The 16,789-nt window shown below is 42.8% G+C and carries 17 protein-coding genes and 1 pseudogene; 11 read left to right on the top strand and 7 right to left on the bottom strand.

Annotated elements, in window-relative coordinates:
- Positions 1 to 133: 133 nt before the first annotated feature.
- On the bottom strand, positions 134 to 940 hold the full coding sequence (locus tag BFM96_RS03360; RefSeq protein ID WP_068990302.1) for a formate/nitrite transporter family protein: 807 nt from the start codon (positions 938 to 940) through the stop codon (positions 134 to 136).
- 271 nt (positions 941 to 1,211) lie between these two features.
- Between BFM96_RS03360 and BFM96_RS03355 the strand changes: the two genes are divergently transcribed.
- The 4 genes and pseudogenes from BFM96_RS03355 (at position 1,212) to BFM96_RS10790 (ending at position 2,965) form a co-directional block, all read left to right on the top strand.
- Positions 1,212 to 2,048 carry a CPBP family intramembrane glutamic endopeptidase gene (locus BFM96_RS03355; protein ID WP_068990299.1) on the top strand — a complete coding sequence of 279 codons (837 nt, stop codon included), beginning with the start codon at positions 1,212 to 1,214 and terminating at the stop codon, positions 2,046 to 2,048.
- Positions 2,049 to 2,121: 73 nt separating this feature from the next.
- Positions 2,122 to 2,373: a hypothetical protein gene (locus BFM96_RS03350; protein ID WP_083201738.1), complete on the top strand. Its 252-nt coding sequence runs from the start codon at positions 2,122 to 2,124 to the stop codon at positions 2,371 to 2,373.
- 171 nt (positions 2,374 to 2,544) lie between these two features.
- Positions 2,545 to 2,625 (top strand): annotated as a pseudogene (locus tag BFM96_RS11065) (IS3 family transposase); the annotation flags it as partial.
- A 193-nt stretch (positions 2,626 to 2,818) separates the two neighbouring features.
- A complete protein-coding gene (locus tag BFM96_RS10790; protein WP_083201737.1) occupies positions 2,819 to 2,965 on the top strand; it encodes a putative holin-like toxin in 147 nt (48 codons plus the stop codon).
- Between the two features lie 326 nt (positions 2,966 to 3,291).
- Here the strand turns inward: BFM96_RS10790 and rpmG are convergent, their stop codons facing one another.
- Both rpmG and rpmF read right to left on the bottom strand, forming a co-directional pair.
- Positions 3,292 to 3,441, bottom strand: coding sequence for a 50S ribosomal protein L33 (rpmG, locus tag BFM96_RS03345; RefSeq protein ID WP_002262412.1), 150 nt, complete (start codon positions 3,439 to 3,441; stop codon positions 3,292 to 3,294).
- Positions 3,442 to 3,456: 15 nt separating this feature from the next.
- Positions 3,457 to 3,639 carry a 50S ribosomal protein L32 gene (gene rpmF / locus BFM96_RS03340; protein ID WP_068990295.1) on the bottom strand — a complete coding sequence of 61 codons (183 nt, stop codon included), beginning with the start codon at positions 3,637 to 3,639 and terminating at the stop codon, positions 3,457 to 3,459.
- Between the two features lie 366 nt (positions 3,640 to 4,005).
- On the opposite strand from rpmF, the gene ilvD reads away from it, so the two are divergent.
- Positions 4,006 to 5,712: a dihydroxy-acid dehydratase gene (gene ilvD, locus BFM96_RS03335; protein ID WP_068990292.1), complete on the top strand. Its 1,707-nt coding sequence runs from the start codon at positions 4,006 to 4,008 to the stop codon at positions 5,710 to 5,712.
- Positions 5,713 to 5,925: 213 nt separating this feature from the next.
- Here ilvD and BFM96_RS03330 read toward each other — a convergent pair whose 3' ends face one another.
- Complete coding sequence (locus BFM96_RS03330) at positions 5,926 to 6,267, bottom strand: metal-sulfur cluster assembly factor (RefSeq protein WP_068990289.1); 342 nt, start codon at positions 6,265 to 6,267, stop codon at positions 5,926 to 5,928.
- A 110-nt stretch (positions 6,268 to 6,377) separates the two neighbouring features.
- On the bottom strand, positions 6,378 to 6,911 hold the full coding sequence (locus BFM96_RS03325; RefSeq protein WP_068990286.1) for a GNAT family N-acetyltransferase: 534 nt from the start codon (positions 6,909 to 6,911) through the stop codon (positions 6,378 to 6,380).
- Between the two features lie 732 nt (positions 6,912 to 7,643).
- Between BFM96_RS03325 and hisS the strand changes: the two genes are divergently transcribed.
- Both hisS and BFM96_RS03315 read left to right on the top strand, forming a co-directional pair.
- Entirely contained in the window at positions 7,644 to 8,921 is a 1,278-nt protein-coding gene (hisS, locus tag BFM96_RS03320; protein ID WP_068990283.1) for a histidine--tRNA ligase, read from the top strand.
- A 446-nt stretch (positions 8,922 to 9,367) separates the two neighbouring features.
- Positions 9,368 to 9,565 carry a hypothetical protein gene (locus tag BFM96_RS03315; protein ID WP_068990280.1) on the top strand — a complete coding sequence of 66 codons (198 nt, stop codon included), beginning with the start codon at positions 9,368 to 9,370 and terminating at the stop codon, positions 9,563 to 9,565.
- Between the two features lie 247 nt (positions 9,566 to 9,812).
- Here BFM96_RS03315 and BFM96_RS03310 read toward each other — a convergent pair whose 3' ends face one another.
- The gene (locus BFM96_RS03310; RefSeq protein WP_068990277.1) at positions 9,813 to 10,001 is read right to left on the bottom strand and encodes a hypothetical protein; all 189 of its coding nucleotides are present in this window, start codon (positions 9,999 to 10,001) and stop codon (positions 9,813 to 9,815) included.
- A gap of 134 nt (positions 10,002 to 10,135) precedes the next feature.
- Between BFM96_RS03310 and aspS the strand changes: the two genes are divergently transcribed.
- The 4 genes from aspS to BFM96_RS03290 all read left to right on the top strand — a co-directional run bounded on the left by aspS (position 10,136) and on the right by BFM96_RS03290 (position 16,258).
- Positions 10,136 to 11,890 (top strand): aspartate--tRNA ligase, encoded by a 1,755-nt coding sequence (aspS, locus tag BFM96_RS03305; protein WP_068990274.1) that lies wholly within the window; start codon positions 10,136 to 10,138, stop codon positions 11,888 to 11,890.
- Positions 11,877 to 12,818 (top strand): YitT family protein, encoded by a 942-nt coding sequence (locus BFM96_RS03300; RefSeq protein ID WP_068990272.1) that lies wholly within the window; start codon positions 11,877 to 11,879, stop codon positions 12,816 to 12,818. Before aspS ends, BFM96_RS03300 begins: the two co-directional genes overlap by 14 nt.
- Positions 12,819 to 12,915: 97 nt before the next feature.
- A complete protein-coding gene (locus BFM96_RS03295) occupies positions 12,916 to 13,524 on the top strand; it encodes a recombinase family protein (protein ID WP_068990270.1) in 609 nt (202 codons plus the stop codon).
- A 295-nt stretch (positions 13,525 to 13,819) separates the two neighbouring features.
- The gene (locus BFM96_RS03290) at positions 13,820 to 16,258 is read left to right on the top strand and encodes a G5 domain-containing protein (protein ID WP_068990267.1); all 2,439 of its coding nucleotides are present in this window, start codon (positions 13,820 to 13,822) and stop codon (positions 16,256 to 16,258) included.
- A gap of 44 nt (positions 16,259 to 16,302) precedes the next feature.
- On the opposite strand, the gene BFM96_RS03285 is transcribed toward BFM96_RS03290, so the two are convergent.
- Positions 16,303 to 16,683 (bottom strand): class A sortase, encoded by a 381-nt coding sequence (locus tag BFM96_RS03285; protein WP_068990265.1) that lies wholly within the window; start codon positions 16,681 to 16,683, stop codon positions 16,303 to 16,305.
- Between the last annotated feature and the right edge of the window lie 106 nt (positions 16,684 to 16,789).

Genomic DNA, 16,789 nt, shown 5'->3' with positions numbered 1-16,789 from the left:
AATCAAGACCTTTTTGAAAAGATATTGGTCTTTCTATAGTAATAAAAATATTCTGAAAATTCAAGTTTTTTGTAGATTTTCTAGATTTGTGTGTCAAAAAAATCCTCCTCTTGCGAAAAGAGAAGGATGTTATTTAATCGATATAAATCGTTGACTGCTGATTGAGCCAATGGTATAGGAAACCTATCAGTAGGCCACCTCCAACAAAGTTCCCCAGTCCTGAGAAGAGGAAATTGGAAAGGACAGAAAAGGCAGTCATTCCTTCGACAGGCCCACCATTAGAAAAGAAGGCAAGGGAGAAGGTTGAGAAGTTGGCAATGACGTGCTCAAAGCCGAGGAAAGCAAAGATAAAAATGATGAAAATGACGGCAATCGCCTTTCCAGCATCGTCTTTCATTTTTAGAAAGACAAAGACGGCAATATTGACCACTGCATTGGCAAAAATTCCTTCGATAAACTGCGTCAGTGGACTTTTAGCAATCTTAGCAACGGTTCCTTGGATAAGATAGCTATCAGGTGCCACATGCCCAAGAGAAAAAGGAGCTGTTTGCGAGAGCAGCAAGGTGATGCAGACCGCTCCAACGAAATTAAAGAAAATACAGGTTGCTAGAATTTTCAGGGCTGTTTTGGTTGGAATAACCTTGCGCGCCATTGCCACCGTCATATACATCATATTTGATGTACCGAGTTCGGCATTCATATAAAGAATCATAAGGAGCCCCCAGCCAAACATGAGACCGTAGCTAAATTTCCCGAGTCCTGCTGCCACATGCTCGAGCTTGTCTGCTGTGTAGAGCGCAATGGCAATCCCAAGTGCCAGATAGACACTCGCAAAAATCGATCGAAGGGCATACGCCCAATAGTTGCTTTCAATCAAGTCAGCCTTTTTCTTGATACTTTTATCGATTGTGTACATCAATGCTTGATCTTGTCCTGCCATACGGTTTCCTATCTTTCTACCATTTCCTAATTGAGAAGTTTATCACAATATAAGATTATACCAAAAAAATCCAGAAAATGTAAGGGCTTTTATAAAAGAAAATGATTAGGAGCCCCTGTTTTACAGAGAATTTCATAGGCAGTCTGATCAAAAGATAATGAGATTTGGTACTTTTGATGATTGATTCAAAAAATTTCAGAAAACTTGACACTTTTGTGATAATTGGTGTAAAATGGAAAATATTTTGAATATTTTTTATTAGAGGAATTTTATGAAAGAACAATCATGGGGAAAAATTATTGCGGCTACATTACTCGGACTTTTGGGATTATTTTCTACGCAAATCATTCTAGGTTTTCCGCTTGTACCATTATTTGAGTATAATCAAAATTTAGGTGTTCTTGTTTTTGTGCCGTTCGTTAATATTTCTGTTATATTAATAGCATATCTGATTATCCGATATTTTCTAAAAGATAATCCGTCTGCTTATGGGTTAAAAAGAGTCAGTTTTAACTGGAAATGGGTTGTATTGGTCACTTTGCTACCACTTATTGTAACAGCTATCATTGCAATTTTACTTGGAGGTAAATTAGGAGCTATTGGCACGAACTTCCCATTTGTTGAAACTTTCGTCGGTGGAATTATTTATACTGGTTTTCTTGGTTCCGTAACGGAAGAAGTGATATTTCATGCTTTAATATATCCACTTTTTCGTCAAAAACTGTCAGTTTGGTGGGCTGCTTTTGGGACAGCGATTATCTTTGCGTTGGTGCACTTACCAAACGACAATGCAAACTGGACAATTACCACATTCTCTCAGTTTTTCTTTAGTGCAGTAGCCATAGCCATTCTCTTTGCATACATTACTGAAAGTTCTGATTCTATCTGGAATGCCGCTTGGGGACATGTGATATGGAATATTATGGTATATTTCATTAATATCAGTCCCAAATGGCAGGATAATTTTTTAATTAATATTATTATTTCAAAAGATGTTCCTTTAATCAGCGGAGGAGAGGGAGGTCTTACAGGTTCTATTATCACACCACTTGTTTGTCTTTTAGGTTCAGCGGCTATCGCATGGAGATTAAAGAAACAACGGATATGAGAACTCATTGAGTTATCCATTGGGTTTTTAAATATTTATCGTAATCTATATGAAATAGTAAAAAGGGGACGCTATGTTTTCTTATCAAACATTTCTAGATGAAAAAGGAACGTTGTCATTTGAAAAATGTCAGGAGTATCATCAAAAAATACTAGATACAATGAAAAAGAGAGAGACGGAGTTTGAAGAGTATTGGTTGGACTTTGTAAAAAATGCTATTGAGTACAGGCAAATTCGTTCTAATTGGTATCTTATTAGCCGTGAGGAGCGACTGGCGACTGATGATAGTAGACAAATAAACACAATCAAGTCATTCTTACCTTGAAATTGGTTGCTCGCTACTTAACAAGTGAGAGAGCAGATAGTTCTTGTTTTGATGAGATTGAATTTAACCGTAAGAAAATTGGATATTTTACCACTATATCTCATATATATATGACGTAAATGGTCATTAAGCAAGTTTTGGACTTGCTTTTTTTGTTTTGTAGGAATAAGAGACACATACAATAACAAACGCATTAAAGTAAAATTAAAAGGACTTAGCCTTGTCCAGTACAGAACTAAATCCTTGCAATAATTTATTGTCCAACTTTTGGGGGTCAGTACATATTCGGGAGTTGCTTTTATATTCTCAGCAATCGTTGGAAAGAACAAACTATTCCAACAATCTCTGGAGAATGAGGATAAAAGAGTTAGTTGTAATTTATGATATAATAGATTCTGTAGAAAAGTGAAGACGGTGGCTACAAATTTTGAAAGGGGTGGTGCTTATGAATGTAAGTACGCAAATCCACTTAGAAAGGAGTAGCATCTTGTCAGTTGCGGAAGCATTGCAAGTAATGTTAGGTTTTGGTGGTTTTATCATCAGCCTACTAACATTTGTGATTGCCTTAATTCTGCTTCGAGATAAAAAATAATCCCGTCCCCACTTTTGGCTAAGTAGACGAGATTATAATCTAATATATGAAGCCACCGTTTTTTTAACGGTTCTACATGGGAGTTGGTCGGCAAACCAACTCCTTTTCTACTGCTATTGTAGCATTTTTAGAAAATAATGCAAGCATTGGAATTAGTGGTATACAAAAAACCACTCGTAAGAGCGGTTTAATCGTTATCCGTTTCAATATTTTTATCTAAAAGGTAGAGTTTCTATTGATTTCTACTGTAATATAGTGAAATTCAAAAAATTTCAAAAATCATATGAAATCAATATTTTGACGTCTATTGACGTGTAATGAAACCCTTACTTAACCTCAGTGAAAATTACGTGTTTACGCAATTTTGGTGAGTATTTTTTCAATTGAAGACGGTCTGGAGTGTTACGTTTGTTTTTAGAAGTAAGGTACAAGCGTTCACCAGATTCTTTGTGTTCAAGTGTAATATTTACGCGCATGGTATCTCCCTTCTATTATTCAGCTGCTGCAGCTTTAGCGATTTTACGTCCTTTGTAGTATCCTTTCAAAGATACACGGTGAGAACGTGAGTAATCTCCAGTAGTTGCGTCAAATTGGACAGATGGAGCTGTCAATTTGTAGTGCGTACGACGTTTGTTTTTCTTCGCTTTTGATGTGCGACGTGCAGGTACTGCCATTTCTTTCTATCCTCCGTTGTAATGGACGAGCCAGGCTCGTTTTAGTTTCATAGTCCGTCTATTTTCACTTATTACGTCATTAGTGCATCTTGCTTAACTCCAGTTATGCCTGCGATGCATTGCCTCGCACTAACTGAAAATAGAAAGACTATCCTATTCATTTGGCTTTCGCCAACTGTAATAGAATATCACATTTCTTTTGTAAAGTAAAGTTACTTGACAAATTTTTTTCGTTTTTGGCGAAAATCTGTTATTATCTGACAATTTTAATCAGAATATTCAAAAAATTTAACCAGAAATCTCCCTATAAACGATAAAAATATGGTATAATAAAGAGACTTGAATGATTCTTGGGAGGAAAGCCTGATGACAGAGAAAAAAGACATTCGAATCCGCAGTAACATCTACCAAGGGATGGTCAAATCCCCTAACCGTGCGATGTTACGAGCGACAGGAATGACAGATGAAAATTTTGAAAAACCGATTGTCGGGGTGATTTCGACTTGGGCGGAAAATACACCTTGTAATATCCACCTCCATGATTTTGGAAAATTGGCTAAAAAGGGTGTTCAATCGCAAGGGGCTTGGCCTGTTCAGTTTGGAACCATTACCGTGGCAGATGGAATTGCCATGGGGACACCTGGAATGCGCTTTTCTCTGCCTTCCAGAGATATTATCGCAGACTCGATTGAAGCAGCGATCAGTGGTCATAACTGTGATGCCTTGGTCGCTATTGGAGGCTGTGATAAGAATATGCCCGGCTCCATGATTGCCATTGCCAATACGGATATTCCTGCCATTTTTGTCTATGGGGGAACTATTGCACCGGGAAATCTGGATGGTCAAGATATTGACCTCGTGTCCGTCTTTGAATCCGTTGGAAAATGGAATCACGGGGACATGACTGAAGAAGAGGTCTATGCCAGGGAATGCAATGCCTGCCCTGGCCCTGGAGGCTGTGGGGGTATGTACACAGCTAATACCATGGCTTCTGCGATTGAAGCTATGGGGATGAGTTTGCCTGGTTCTTCTTCTCACCCAGCGGAGTCTCCTGAAAAGGCTCGGGATGTCGAAGAAGCGGGTCGTGCCGTTGTGAAGTTGTTAGAAAAGGGCATTTATCCAAAGGATATCATGACTCGTAAGGCCTTTGAAAATGCCATTACAGTGGTCATGGCACTCGGTGGATCGACCAATGCGATTTTGCACTTGCTAGCCATTGCCCATGCAGCAAATGTAGAATTGACCTTGGATGACTTCAATGATTTCCAAGAGAAAGTCCCGCATTTGGCTGATTTGAAACCATCTGGAAAATATGTTTTCCAAGATTTGTACAATGTCGGCGGTGTGCAAGCAGTTATGAAATACTTGTACGAGCGTGGTTTCTTGCACGGCGATTGCTTGACCTGTACAGGAAAGACCTTGGCAGAAAACTTAGCAGACGCACCAGATTTGACACCAGGCCAGAAAGTCATTATGCCACTTGAACATCCAAAACGTGCAGACGGTCCTCTTATCGTGCTTCATGGGAACTTGGCACCTGATGGAGCGGTTGCCAAAGTTTCAGGGGTAAATGTCCGTCGGCATGAAGGACCAGCTAAGGTCTTTAATACTGAAGAAGACGCTGTAAATGCTGTTCTTCGCGACGAAGTGGTAGACGGGGATGTCGTAGTCGTCCGCTATGTGGGACCAAAAGGTGGTCCGGGAATGCCAGAAATGCTTTCTCTCTCCTCTATCCTTGTCGGAAAAGGGCAAGGGGAGTCTGTCGCTCTCTTGACAGATGGTCGCTTCTCTGGTGGAACTTATGGCTTGGTTGTCGGGCACATCGCACCAGAAGCTCAAGATGGTGGTCCAATTGCCTATCTTCGTGATGGCGATATTGTCGTGGTGGATCAGGATACGAAAGAATTAACCATGCGTGTGTCTGAGGAAGAATTGGAAAAACGCAAGGCAGAAACAGTACTACCACCGCTTTACAGCCGTGGAGTGCTCGGGAAATATGCTCATATTGTCTCTTCTTCTTCTAAAGGAGCAGTCACAGACTTCTGGAAACCAGAAGAAACAGGGAAGAGATAACACTTGATGCACATAAAAGTCAGCATATTTACGACTTCTTATACTCGTCAAAAATCAAAAATAGTGTCGTTATACCTTGCTGGGCTCTAGTTCTAGCTGCGGCTCCGTTTCCTTGTCAGATTTTTGGAGAGTATCAGATGGTTCGCTACCTGTGATTTTGGATGAGTATATAATAAAACGAGGTGGAATTCTAGTGTCCAACCTCGTTTTCCTTTATCTGGGACTAATGCCTAAGGCGATGCGGCCAAAACGGCTAATGCGGGTGATTTTCCAAGCAGGCGACCAGGTAATCTCAACCGTGACACTCTCAATGCCTTCAATCTGCTTGAGCGAGTCTACAATCTCAATCGGGATAGTCTCTGCACACTCACAAGCCGTATCGGTAAAGGTCATAACAACCTTGCAATGGCCCGTTTCATCAAGGGAAATCTCGTAGAGCAAGCCCAAGTTATAGATATCAAGCTCCACATCAGGGTCGTAAATCCGCTCCAATCGTTCAATCAGCTGGTCTTTTAGCTGAAGAGCTCGGTCATTTATCTGAATATCGTCTCTCATTCTATCCCCTCCTATGAGCTAAATTGGTGTTATTTTCTCATAATTCTGACATTTTTGCAAGACATTTTTGCGTGAAAGCGTATTATCATCAAAAAATCTAGGTAAAATCTCTAGTCTTTGGGCAAATCAATCCAGTAACGTTCCATGGTATCTCCATCGGGGGCCAGTCGTTTATCGTCAAAGTGGCAATGAGGCTGGGCTAGAATGGTTTTACGAGAGGCAGTATTCCAGGTCGCACAAGTGACTAAAACCCTGTCTAGTCCCATGTCTTTACAAACCTCTAGTGCCTGAGCCAGTTGACGTTTTGCAAGCCCCTGACCTTGCTCGCTCGGTGCAATCGAGTAACCGATATGACCCGTAACATCTCTCAAATAATCCAGCTCTATATGATGGCGGATATTGACAATGCCGATGATTTTGGCTTGCCCTTGCCGCTTGAAGACAAGGGTCGTAGAAGGAGCCCGATTTGGTTTTGCTTGCTTTTCTTGCTGGCGAATGTGAGCGAGCCAAGCGGATAAATCTTGCATGTCTGCCAAGCGAGCTCCTCCATTGAGGTGCTGTTTGCTGTTGAAAAATTCTTGCCTGAACCTCTCCAGTAGAGGGAGATCGCTCTCGCTCGGTCTAGCCAGAAAATAGGTGTCCATAGTATGCCTCCTGCGGAGTTTTGTTTTATTAGAACCTGTATTCACACCATCATAGGCTCTTTCATACTCGTCAAAAATCAAAATCTAGGTGTCGTTAACTCACCTTGCTTTAACAGTCCAGCGGACTGTTGAAGGTTGGAAATAAGGGAGTGAGATAAAAATCGTGATTTCGTAGAAATCGATTATCCTCACTTCTTTCTAAGTTCGGGCTAAACGAAGCCACTCGATTAGGTTACTCCCACCCCCGCAAGGTTGACGCGATTTGTAGAATGTTGATTGATCAATGTTTTAAAATCCGACAACTACTGCGTCAAATTGTTAAATCTATAAAGGGATTGAGGCTGGACACTTTTGTCCCACTCCCCAGCGTAACCTCTAGTTCTATCTGCGATTTCGCTATTTAGTTAGATTTTGATTAACATAAGAAGAATTTGTGAACATTTCACAATTTTAGCTTCCTAGGATGTTGAAAAGCCAGTATTATCACAGATTGTCTTTTAAAGCATTATGACACGGTGAACACAGGTTCTTAGATTTGTTTGGAAGTTAAAACAAGAGCAGATTAAAACTCAGCTATCCTGCTCGGCTTAACAGTAATTCGTCAAGTTTTCGAACAATTCTATTATAGCAAAATGGTTAATCGTCTGTCAATGAAATCTAAACTCTAGCTTTTCTTGTTCCTTGAAATATGATAAAATAGGGACAATGACACTCTGAAAAGGATAAAAACGGATGAAATTACAAAAACCTAAAGGAACCCAAGATATTTTACCAAAAGAATCTGCCAAGTGGCAGTATGTAGAAGCATTTGCCCGTAAGACCTTTGGCAAGTACAATTACCAAGAAATTCGCACGCCGATTTTCGAGCATTATGAGGTGATTAGCCGTTCGGTCGGAGATACGACGGACATCGTCAGCAAGGAAATGTATGATTTCTATGACAAGGGTGACCGCCATATCACGCTTCGGCCAGAAGGAACAGCCCCAGTCGTCCGCTCGTATGTGGAAAATAAACTTTTTGCACCAGAAGTCCAAAAACCGGTGAAATTGTACTACATGGGCTCTATGTTTCGCTATGAGCGTCCACAGGCAGGACGCTTGCGTGAATTTCACCAGATTGGGGTGGAGTGCTTTGGCTCTAGCAACCCTGCAACAGATGTGGAAACCATTGCCATGGCGGCACAATTCTTCAAGGAAATCGGCATTCAAAACATTACACTGCACTTGAATACCTTGGGAAATAGTGCTAGCCGTGCTGCTTACCGCAAGGCCTTGATTGATTATTTAACGCCGTTGAAGGAGACCTTGTCAAAAGATAGCCAACGCCGTTTGGAGGAAAATCCGCTGCGTGTGCTAGATAGCAAGGAAAAAGAGGATAAGGCAGCAGTTGAGAATGCACCGTCAATCTTGGATTATTTGGATGAGGAAAGTCAGGCACATTTTGATAGCGTGCGTGCCATGCTTGATAGTCTTGGAATTGCCTACGTTATTGATACCAATATGGTTCGTGGCTTGGACTACTACAACCACACCATTTTTGAATTTATCACGGAGGTATCAGGCAGTGAGTTGACCATCTGTGCGGGTGGTCGCTATGATGGCTTGGTCGAGTATTTTGACGGCCCGGCAACACCAGGTTTTGGCTTTGGCATGGGAATGGAGCGTTTGCTCCTCGTTCTTGACAAGCAAGGGGTTGAACTACCTGTGGCACAAGGACTGGATGTGTATATCGCTGTTTTGGGGCAAGAAGTGAACGGTAAGGCTTTGGAAATCACCCAAGCCCTCCGCAATCAAGGCTTTAAGGTGGAACGAGATTACTTAGGTCGAAAACTCAAGGCTCAGTTCAAGTCAGCTGATCAGCTCAACGCGAAGACAGTTATCGCCCTTGGCGACAGCGAGGTCGAGCAAGGTCAAGTGACGGTTAAAAACAATCAAACACGCGAAGAAATCACGGTGAGCCTCGCTGAACTAACAGGGAATTTTAAAGAAATCTTTGAAAAAATAAACTAAAAACCTGTATTCACCATGTCATAATGCTTTAAAAAACGATTAATGTGTGAGCATTTCACCAAAGCGACCTCTGTGATACTGACTGTTCAACATCCTAGAAAGATAAATTTGTGAAATTTTCGCAAATTTATCTTATTTTAAGGAACTTGTGATGGTATGAATACAGATTCTAAAAATAGCTGATTTACTCCTACAAGTGCCAAGAAACAGCCCTGTCAGAGCTACTATCCAGCCTTCAAAGATGCTTAGATAAAAAAGTTTTTTTCCCCAACAAAAGCTTAAGGAAATTTTAAGCTAGCACCGCTATAATAAGACCATCAAGTAAAGACCTCCTAACTTTATTTGATAGAATCCTAAACTTTTTCATAATAATCTCCCATAAAAGTCACCCAATCTGGTGGCTTTTTTTGTGGGAAATCGGTATAATAGGGAAAATGGAGGAAACGATGAAACAGGTAATTTTTGCAGCTGTGCTCCAAGCGCTCGTTCTATTTATCTTGATTGGGGTCTTGTGTTGGATCATCCGCGGTGATTTTTTCTATGTCTATTTGGCACCGCTCTTAGGCTTGGTAGCGGGCCTTGTTCGCTTTGTGGGCGGCTATATGTTGGAATTGCTGCGTCCAGAAGAGGACAAAAAAGAGTAGGAAACACTCCTACTGCCAAGAACTTGGCTTCTATAATCACTAAAAATCAAAAACCACACTGTCATTCTCACTTCTTGATTGCTTTCAAGTGTGAAATCACTGTGTGGTTTTATTTCGAAGCTAGTTTTTGCCCAGCCCCTTTATCCATACATGCATTAGAAGCTAAAACACGGTGATTAGCTCCTATTTTACGACTAGATAACGCTGATTGAAGTTTATCACAGGCTGACAAGAGGAACGAGAGGGATTACCTCGTTCCTTTTTTGCTTTGGATGAGTTTGTAAAGTCCATAGCTCACCCCTGCAATCATAGGAATGGCCCAATCGCCTAGCCAATCAAACAAAACATCTCCATGACTAAGGGCGAACCAAATCCGTCTCGCAAGGATCCAAATCAGAAGTAAAACGAGATATTTTTGCCAAGATTTTGTGTGCATCGAGAGCCTCCTTTGCATTTTTCTCCATTATACTGCTTTCAAAATAGATTGCAAGAATTTAGAGAATGACGGCTCCTTTTGGGTATTTTTTATGGTAAAATAGAGAGAAGAAATAAAAGTTTGGAGAAAAAAGAATGAAACGTTCAATGTATGCGGGGCGTGTTCGGGCGGAACATGTCGGTCAAGAAATTACCTTGAAAGGATGGGTTGCTCGCCGTCGTGACTTGGGAGGCTTGATTTTCATTGACCTTCGTGACCGTGAAGGGATCATGCAGCTGGTTATCAATCCAGAGAGTGCTTCTGCCAGTGTCATGGAGACAGCCGAGAGCTTGCGTAGTGAGTATGTCCTTGAGGTGACTGGTCTTGTAGCCCAGCGTGAGCAAGCCAATGATAAGTTGCCGACTGGTCAGGTGGAATTGCATGTGACAGCCATCACAGTGCTGAACACAGCGAAAACAACGCCGTTTGAAATCAAGGATGGGGTGGAAATCAGCGATGATACACGCCTTCGCTACCGTTATTTGGACCTGCGTCGTCCAGAGATGCTGGACAATCTCAAATTGCGGGCGAAAGTGACCCACAGCATCCGCAATTATTTGGATGCTTTAGAGTTTATCGATGTGGAAACCCCGTTTCTGTCTAAGTCAACGCCAGAAGGGGCACGGGATTATTTGGTGCCAAGTCGGGTTCACGAAGGGCATTTCTATGCACTTCCGCAAAGTCCGCAAATCACCAAGCAGCTCTTGATGAATGCTGGTTTTGACCGCTACTACCAAATCGTCAAATGTTTCCGTGATGAGGACTTACGCGGAGATCGTCAGCCTGAGTTTACACAGGTCGATTTGGAAACGTCTTTCCTAGATGAGCAAGAAATTCAAGACATCGTTGAGGGCTTGATTGCCAAGGTGATGAAGGATACTAAGGGCATCGAAGTGAGCCTACCTTTCCCTCGGATGAAGTACGATGACGCGATGAATCTCTACGGCAGTGACAAGCCAGATACGCGGTTTGAGATGTTGTTGCAAGATGTGACAGCCTTGGTGCGTGGCTTGGACTTCAAAGTCTTTGCGGAAGCATCGGTCGTGAAAGCCATCGTTGTCAAAAATGCTGCGGACCGCTATTCTCGCAAGGACATCGACAAGATGACAGAGCAGGCTAAGCAGTATGGAGCCAAAGGCCTTGCATGGGTCAAATACACAGAAGGCAGTCTCAATGGCCCTGTGGCGAAATTCCTAACAGCTGTGTCAGACAGCTTGACAGAGGCTTTGGACTTGGCTGAAAATGACTTGGTGCTCTTTGTGGCCGATACGCCAGAGGTTGCCCATGCGACGCTCGGTGCTCTTCGTTTACGAATTGCTAAAGAATTAGACTTGATTGATACAGAAGCCTTTCACTTCCTTTGGGTTGTCGACTGGCCAATGTTTGAATGGTCTGAGGAAGAAAGCCGCTATATGAGTGCCCACCATCCATTTACTTTGCCACAAGCAGAAACCAGCCATGAGCTTGAAGGCGATTTGAGTAAGGTCCGTGCCATTGCCTACGACATCGTGCTAAATGGCTATGAGCTCGGTGGGGGAAGCCTGCGGATTAACCAAAAAGACCTGCAAGAGCGGATGTTTAAAGCTCTTGGCTTTTCAAACGAAGAAGCCCATGAGCAATTTGGCTTCCTGCTAGAAGCCATGGACTACGGTTTTCCACCACATGGAGGCCTAGCCCTTGGTTTGGACCGCTTTGTCATGCTCCTTGCTGGCGAAGAAAATATCCGTGAAGTCATCGCCTTTCCTAAGAATAATAAGGCTTCAGACCCAATGACACAGGCACCAAGCCCTGTATCTGCCAAACAATTAGACGAATTGTCTCTACATGTAGAAAGCCATGAAGAAAAGTAAATTATACAGGCGTTTTCGCTATCTAGTGCGCCGAAGAACACGGCGGTTTAAGCTCTTTCGTGTCCTCCAGAGCATCTCGAAAGAGAAATATGATGAGAAGATTTCGGCTTCCATCCTCTACGGTTTTTTATCCGCAGTGGCGGTCAATTTCTTCTTTCAACCTGGGCATGTCTATGCCAGTGGGGCGACGGGTCTATCCCAGATTATCTCAGCGCTCAGCAGCCGCTTTTTAGGGGTCAATCTGCCCGTCTCTGTGACCTTTTACCTCATCAATCTGCCCTTGATGGTGCTGGCTTGGTACCAGATTGGCCACAAGTTTACCATTTTTACCTTTATCACGGTTTCGATGAGTTCCTTCTTCATCCAGCTGGTGCCAGAGGTGACCTTGACCAATGACCCGATTATCAATGCCCTTTTTGGGGGTGTGGTCTTGGGTGCTGGGATTGGCTTTGCCCTGCGTTCCAATATCTCGAGTGGCGGGACAGACATCGTGAGCTTGACCATTCGCAAGCGTACGGGAAAAAATGTCGGCAGTATCTCTCTCTTGGTCAATGGCACCATCATGCTGATTGCAGGGGTGACCTTTGGCTGGAAATACGCCCTTTACTCCATGATTACGATTTTTGTCTCTAGCCGTGTGACAGATGCGGTCTTTACCAAGCAAAAGCGGATGCAGGCCATGATTATCACCAATCACCCCGAGCAAGTGATTAAGAAAATCCATACTCGGCTTCATCGTGGAGCGACCATGATTCACGGTGCTGAAGGCACCTACAATCATGAGCAAAAAGCCGTGCTCATCACCATCATCACGCGGGCTGAATATGCAGAATTCAAGCAAATCATGCAAAAAACAGACCCCCACGCCTTTGTCTCAGTCTCAGACAATGTCCATATCTTGGGCCGCTTTGTCGAAGAAGAAAACTAGAAAATCACTCACAAAATCTCTTTGTCTTTGACAAAGGGCTTTTTCTTTTTGGCAAAATCCTCTACACTATAGATGAGAATATCAAGGAGGCCATAACATGGATAAGATAAGAATTGGATATGCACGTGTAAGTTCAATGGATAATCGGCAGGAATTGGGACTGGAAGTGCAACGCTCGGCCCTAGAGAGCTGTGACAAGGTCTTTTATGAAAAGCAGTCTGGAAGTGACGATGATAGACCCCAGCTCCAAGAAGCCCTCACTCTTGCCAAGGAACTCAGTCAATCAGGCGTAGAGGTCAGCTTCATGATTTATAAGCTGGATCGGCTAACTCGAAAGATGCTGACGCTGCTTGCGATGATTGAAGACTTCAATCGATATGGCATTTCTCTGATTAGCGTCAAAGAAAATATCGAAACGACCAGCCCGACAGGCAAGCTCCTTTGTATCCTTTTGGGCTATGTGGCAGAGATGGAGCTGGAAAATATCTGCATGCGAACCAAGGAGGGGCTGCAAAAGGCGCGTGAAAAAGGGGTCAAGCTGGGCAATAAAGGCATTGGCAAGGAAAAAGAGGAACAAATCATAGCCCTCTACCAAGCAAACGAGCTCTCCGTCCGCGCTATTGCTAAAAAAGTACAGGTTTCGACCTCTACGATTTACAATGTCATCTGTCGCAATCAAGTGGAGTTGAAATCAAAAAAACAATGAAAATAACTTGATTTTCCATCTTTTTATGGTAAAATATTGGTGTTGAGATGTTTCGATAAACGTTCGTCTGTCGAAACAGCCTAAAAATAAGATAAGTAGAAGCCATCCCATCAGTGCTATCAGGCATTGAAGGGGTGGATTTTTTGTATTTATAGGTGTTCCAAATAACGAACGTTTAATGGAACGTTTGTGATTTGTTCACAAGAATGAAGGAAAGGAGGCGGGAGAGAAAATGAGCTAGTGTCTATAGAAATGTCTATGTCGGTAATCGAATGTGAAAAAAGAAAGGAAAGATATGAGAAACACGATTTATAAGATTCGTAAAACACGAACAGGGAAACTCCTCTTTGTCGGAGCGATGATCGCTGCCTTGGGGGGTGCTGCTTTTGCTTCTGCTGAAGAAGTCCATGCAGAGGAGTGGACTGCTCGCTCGGTGACGGAGATTCGCGCAGACTTGGAAAAAGAAGTCGCTGCCAACCACATGTACACGGTTAAATGGGGAGATACCCTTTCTGCCATTTCAGCTGCTTCTGGGATTTCTGTAGAAGCCCTCCAATCCATCAATAACATCGGCGATGCACATGCGATTGTCGCTGGTCATCAGCTGTATATCGATGCGGAAAATAAAATCCTCGCCTTCCAAAATGGGGACAAATCCGTGACCGTCCTTCAAGAGCAAGACGGCGATTGGAAAAATATCACGGAAGAACAAAAGGCAGAGCGTGCTAAAGCGGCCATACAAAGCCGTGGTGTGAAAGCCATCGTTGATGAGCTAACTGCAGTGGCACCAAAAACAACTGTGCTGAATATGCTAAAACCCCATTATCTTTTAAACGTAAACTACACGATGCCAAGTGCAGGTGTTGACCGCGCTCGCTCGGAATCAATGGCTCGTGTGTATGCTAATGGCGTCATGAAAATTGAACCCGCACATATCGACGAGTATGGTGATAACATCTTTGACAAACCTAAAGTTGACGTGCCGATTTATAATGAGCCAACTTATGTCTATAGTCCATCTCATGCAGAACCAAATGATCCTGATAGATTACCTAAACCAGTTGAACCGACTGTTCCTAGTGAACCATTAGCACCTAAAGTTAATGTACCACTTGAACCAAATGATAAACCGTCAGCATCTAAAATTGATGAAAAAGACCCAATGAAGATTGTGTCAAGTCGTGACGTTTTCGAAAAAGAACCAATTCCATTTAGCACTATTCGTGAAGCCGATGACACACTCTTTGAAGGTGATGAAGTTGTTGCCGTTGACGGTAAAGATGGTGTTCTAACCGTTAAGTTTGTCGTTAACTACAACTACAAGGGGGATGAAATTTCTCGTCTTAAGGTTGATGAACAAGCGGATAATAGCCTTGTCAACAAGGTCGTGAAATACGGTACGAAGAAACGCATCCAGATCGTTACGAACCGTGTAACGAGCACTACACCATTTGAAACAACGACTATCAATGATGTGACCCTTCCAAAAGGTCAGATGAAGGTCATTCAAAATGGTAAGGATGGCGAGGATGTTTACGAAGTAACCTCTGAAGTTGACCTTAAGACGGGTGTTCGTAAGGAAATCAACCGTAAACAGGTAAGTAGCCGACCAGCCGTGGCGAAAATCGTGGCAATTGGTAGCTTTGAAGCTCCAAAAGATACCACGGAAACACGTCGTATCACGGACCACATCTCACATGGTACGGTGACATCTTTTGATAATAACTTGTTTGAAGGTGAAACTCGTACGGAAGAAGGTAAAGATGGTTACGTGGTTTACGAAGTGACGTACAATGTGAGTGGCTTGACCGGTCAAAAAACGGAAGTTTCTCGTCGTGTCGTAGAACGTGTGGAAGCGAAAAACACCATCATCTACAAAGGTACGAAGAAACGTCCGGTAGTTACACCAGCTCCAGCTCCTGTGGAACCAGCAGTGACAACGCCTGTACAACCAGTGGCTCCAGCCGTGAACACTCGTTCTGCGGCACCTGTTAGCTCTTCTGTATTGTTGAATGACGATGACGTGGCGATTGGCCGCGACCTTCCATGGTATAAAGGACTTCCTAAGTCTGCCCTAACCTTCGCACAACTGTCACTTGATGAAAAGGAAAAAATTCGTCTAGGTTTGGACCCTAATGCGGATGTCGATGGTAAAAACCCTTATGCAATGGATTATGCTAGCGCCAATAACCTTTCACAGGAGCAGCTTGACAAATTGATGAAATACATTGATCTTGATAAGTTGAATGAAGAATTCCTCAAGTTGTTGAATGCTGAACGTGAAAGTAAAGGTCTTTCCAAAGCCGTCTACGATGGTAAGAATAGTGTGCTCCAAAAATCCGCAACTCAACGTTCGAAGGAAATGGCACACTATGGTTCAAGTCGTTATGGTGCTGATGTAAGTGGTAAACACAAACGTCCGGATGGTAGTGGTTTCCACACCGTGTATTCAAAAGACGAACGTGCTATGTTTGACTTCGTAAATGAAAACGCTTTAAATTACCTCGGCGATGTAAGTGTATTTCAAATTTTAAACGAACGTTGGCTAGCGAAAAGTATGTTTGAAAGTTGGAAAGCATCTAAAGGTCATTATCGTGCAATGATGGCCGACCAAGAAGGTAAAACTTTCCACTTCGCAGTTAACTCATGGGGTGGTGCGCATTCTTTGGAACGTCAAAGTGATGACAACGTTGCCCTTATTAGTATGATGTCCATTGGATTTACAAATAATTAAAACAATGATAAAAGAACTACAAACTTAATGTAGTTCTTTTTGTTTTATTCCTGTAACTCTACACGAGTGTATGCCGTTTCAAAGTGCGCCTGATAGGGTGATCCCTCGTATCTCACGTTTTCCGTTAGTACACCTTTTACGATCAACCGTCCTGAAGCCTCAGCGTCCGTGCAAGTCACTAAAGTCACTTCCGCACTACCATCCGGATTGTCGTCCATTACCTCAGATTGTGAGGGATTGACGGTTTGTATGCTCGTAATTTTATAGACGTAAATATTGGTCTTATCCGTCAGATAGATCATCTGTCCTTCCTTAGCATTCACGAGAGGTGAAAATAATATCCGTCTTGCAATGTCACCGCCCTCAAAGATATGATGACTGGCTAGTGCATAATTACCAACCCCTAATTGTTGTTCAGGTTTCATCGTACCCGCTCCACTCCTACCCCGCATGTTAACTAGCTCTCACAATGGAGGGTTGTGAAAGCTTGGAAATAGGGGCTAGCGAAGAACTGTTCGTTAGCCTCTTCTA

This window comes from Streptococcus himalayensis (assembly GCF_001708305.1).
Lineage (GTDB): Bacteria > Bacillota > Bacilli > Lactobacillales > Streptococcaceae > Streptococcus > Streptococcus himalayensis.
The sequence above is the reverse complement of the archived record's forward strand: the minus strand, read 5'-3'. Positions and strand labels throughout refer to the sequence as shown.

Excerpts from the sequence above, each read along its gene's own strand:
- BFM96_RS03360 (WP_068990302.1), bottom strand. The coding sequence starts at position 940 with ATGGCAGGACAAGATCAAGCATTGATGTACACAATCGATAAAAGTATC.
- BFM96_RS03355 (WP_068990299.1), top strand. The coding sequence starts at position 1,212 with ATGAAAGAACAATCATGGGGAAAAATTATTGCGGCTACATTACTCGGA.
- BFM96_RS03350 (WP_083201738.1), top strand. The coding sequence starts at position 2,122 with ATGTTTTCTTATCAAACATTTCTAGATGAAAAAGGAACGTTGTCATTT.
- BFM96_RS10790 (WP_083201737.1), top strand. The coding sequence starts at position 2,819 with ATGAATGTAAGTACGCAAATCCACTTAGAAAGGAGTAGCATCTTGTCA.
- rpmG (WP_002262412.1), bottom strand. The coding sequence starts at position 3,441 with ATGCGCGTAAATATTACACTTGAACACAAAGAATCTGGTGAACGCTTG.
- rpmF (WP_068990295.1), bottom strand. The coding sequence starts at position 3,639 with ATGGCAGTACCTGCACGTCGCACATCAAAAGCGAAGAAAAACAAACGT.
- ilvD (WP_068990292.1), top strand. The coding sequence starts at position 4,006 with ATGACAGAGAAAAAAGACATTCGAATCCGCAGTAACATCTACCAAGGG.
- BFM96_RS03330 (WP_068990289.1), bottom strand. The coding sequence starts at position 6,267 with ATGAGAGACGATATTCAGATAAATGACCGAGCTCTTCAGCTAAAAGAC.
- BFM96_RS03325 (WP_068990286.1), bottom strand. The coding sequence starts at position 6,911 with ATGGACACCTATTTTCTGGCTAGACCGAGCGAGAGCGATCTCCCTCTA.
- hisS (WP_068990283.1), top strand. The coding sequence starts at position 7,644 with ATGAAATTACAAAAACCTAAAGGAACCCAAGATATTTTACCAAAAGAA.
- BFM96_RS03315 (WP_068990280.1), top strand. The coding sequence starts at position 9,368 with ATGAAACAGGTAATTTTTGCAGCTGTGCTCCAAGCGCTCGTTCTATTT.
- BFM96_RS03310 (WP_068990277.1), bottom strand. The coding sequence starts at position 10,001 with ATGCACACAAAATCTTGGCAAAAATATCTCGTTTTACTTCTGATTTGG.
- aspS (WP_068990274.1), top strand. The coding sequence starts at position 10,136 with ATGAAACGTTCAATGTATGCGGGGCGTGTTCGGGCGGAACATGTCGGT.
- BFM96_RS03300 (WP_068990272.1), top strand. The coding sequence starts at position 11,877 with ATGAAGAAAAGTAAATTATACAGGCGTTTTCGCTATCTAGTGCGCCGA.
- BFM96_RS03295 (WP_068990270.1), top strand. The coding sequence starts at position 12,916 with ATGGATAAGATAAGAATTGGATATGCACGTGTAAGTTCAATGGATAAT.
- BFM96_RS03290 (WP_068990267.1), top strand. The coding sequence starts at position 13,820 with ATGAGAAACACGATTTATAAGATTCGTAAAACACGAACAGGGAAACTC.
- BFM96_RS03285 (WP_068990265.1), bottom strand. The coding sequence starts at position 16,683 with ATGAAACCTGAACAACAATTAGGGGTTGGTAATTATGCACTAGCCAGT.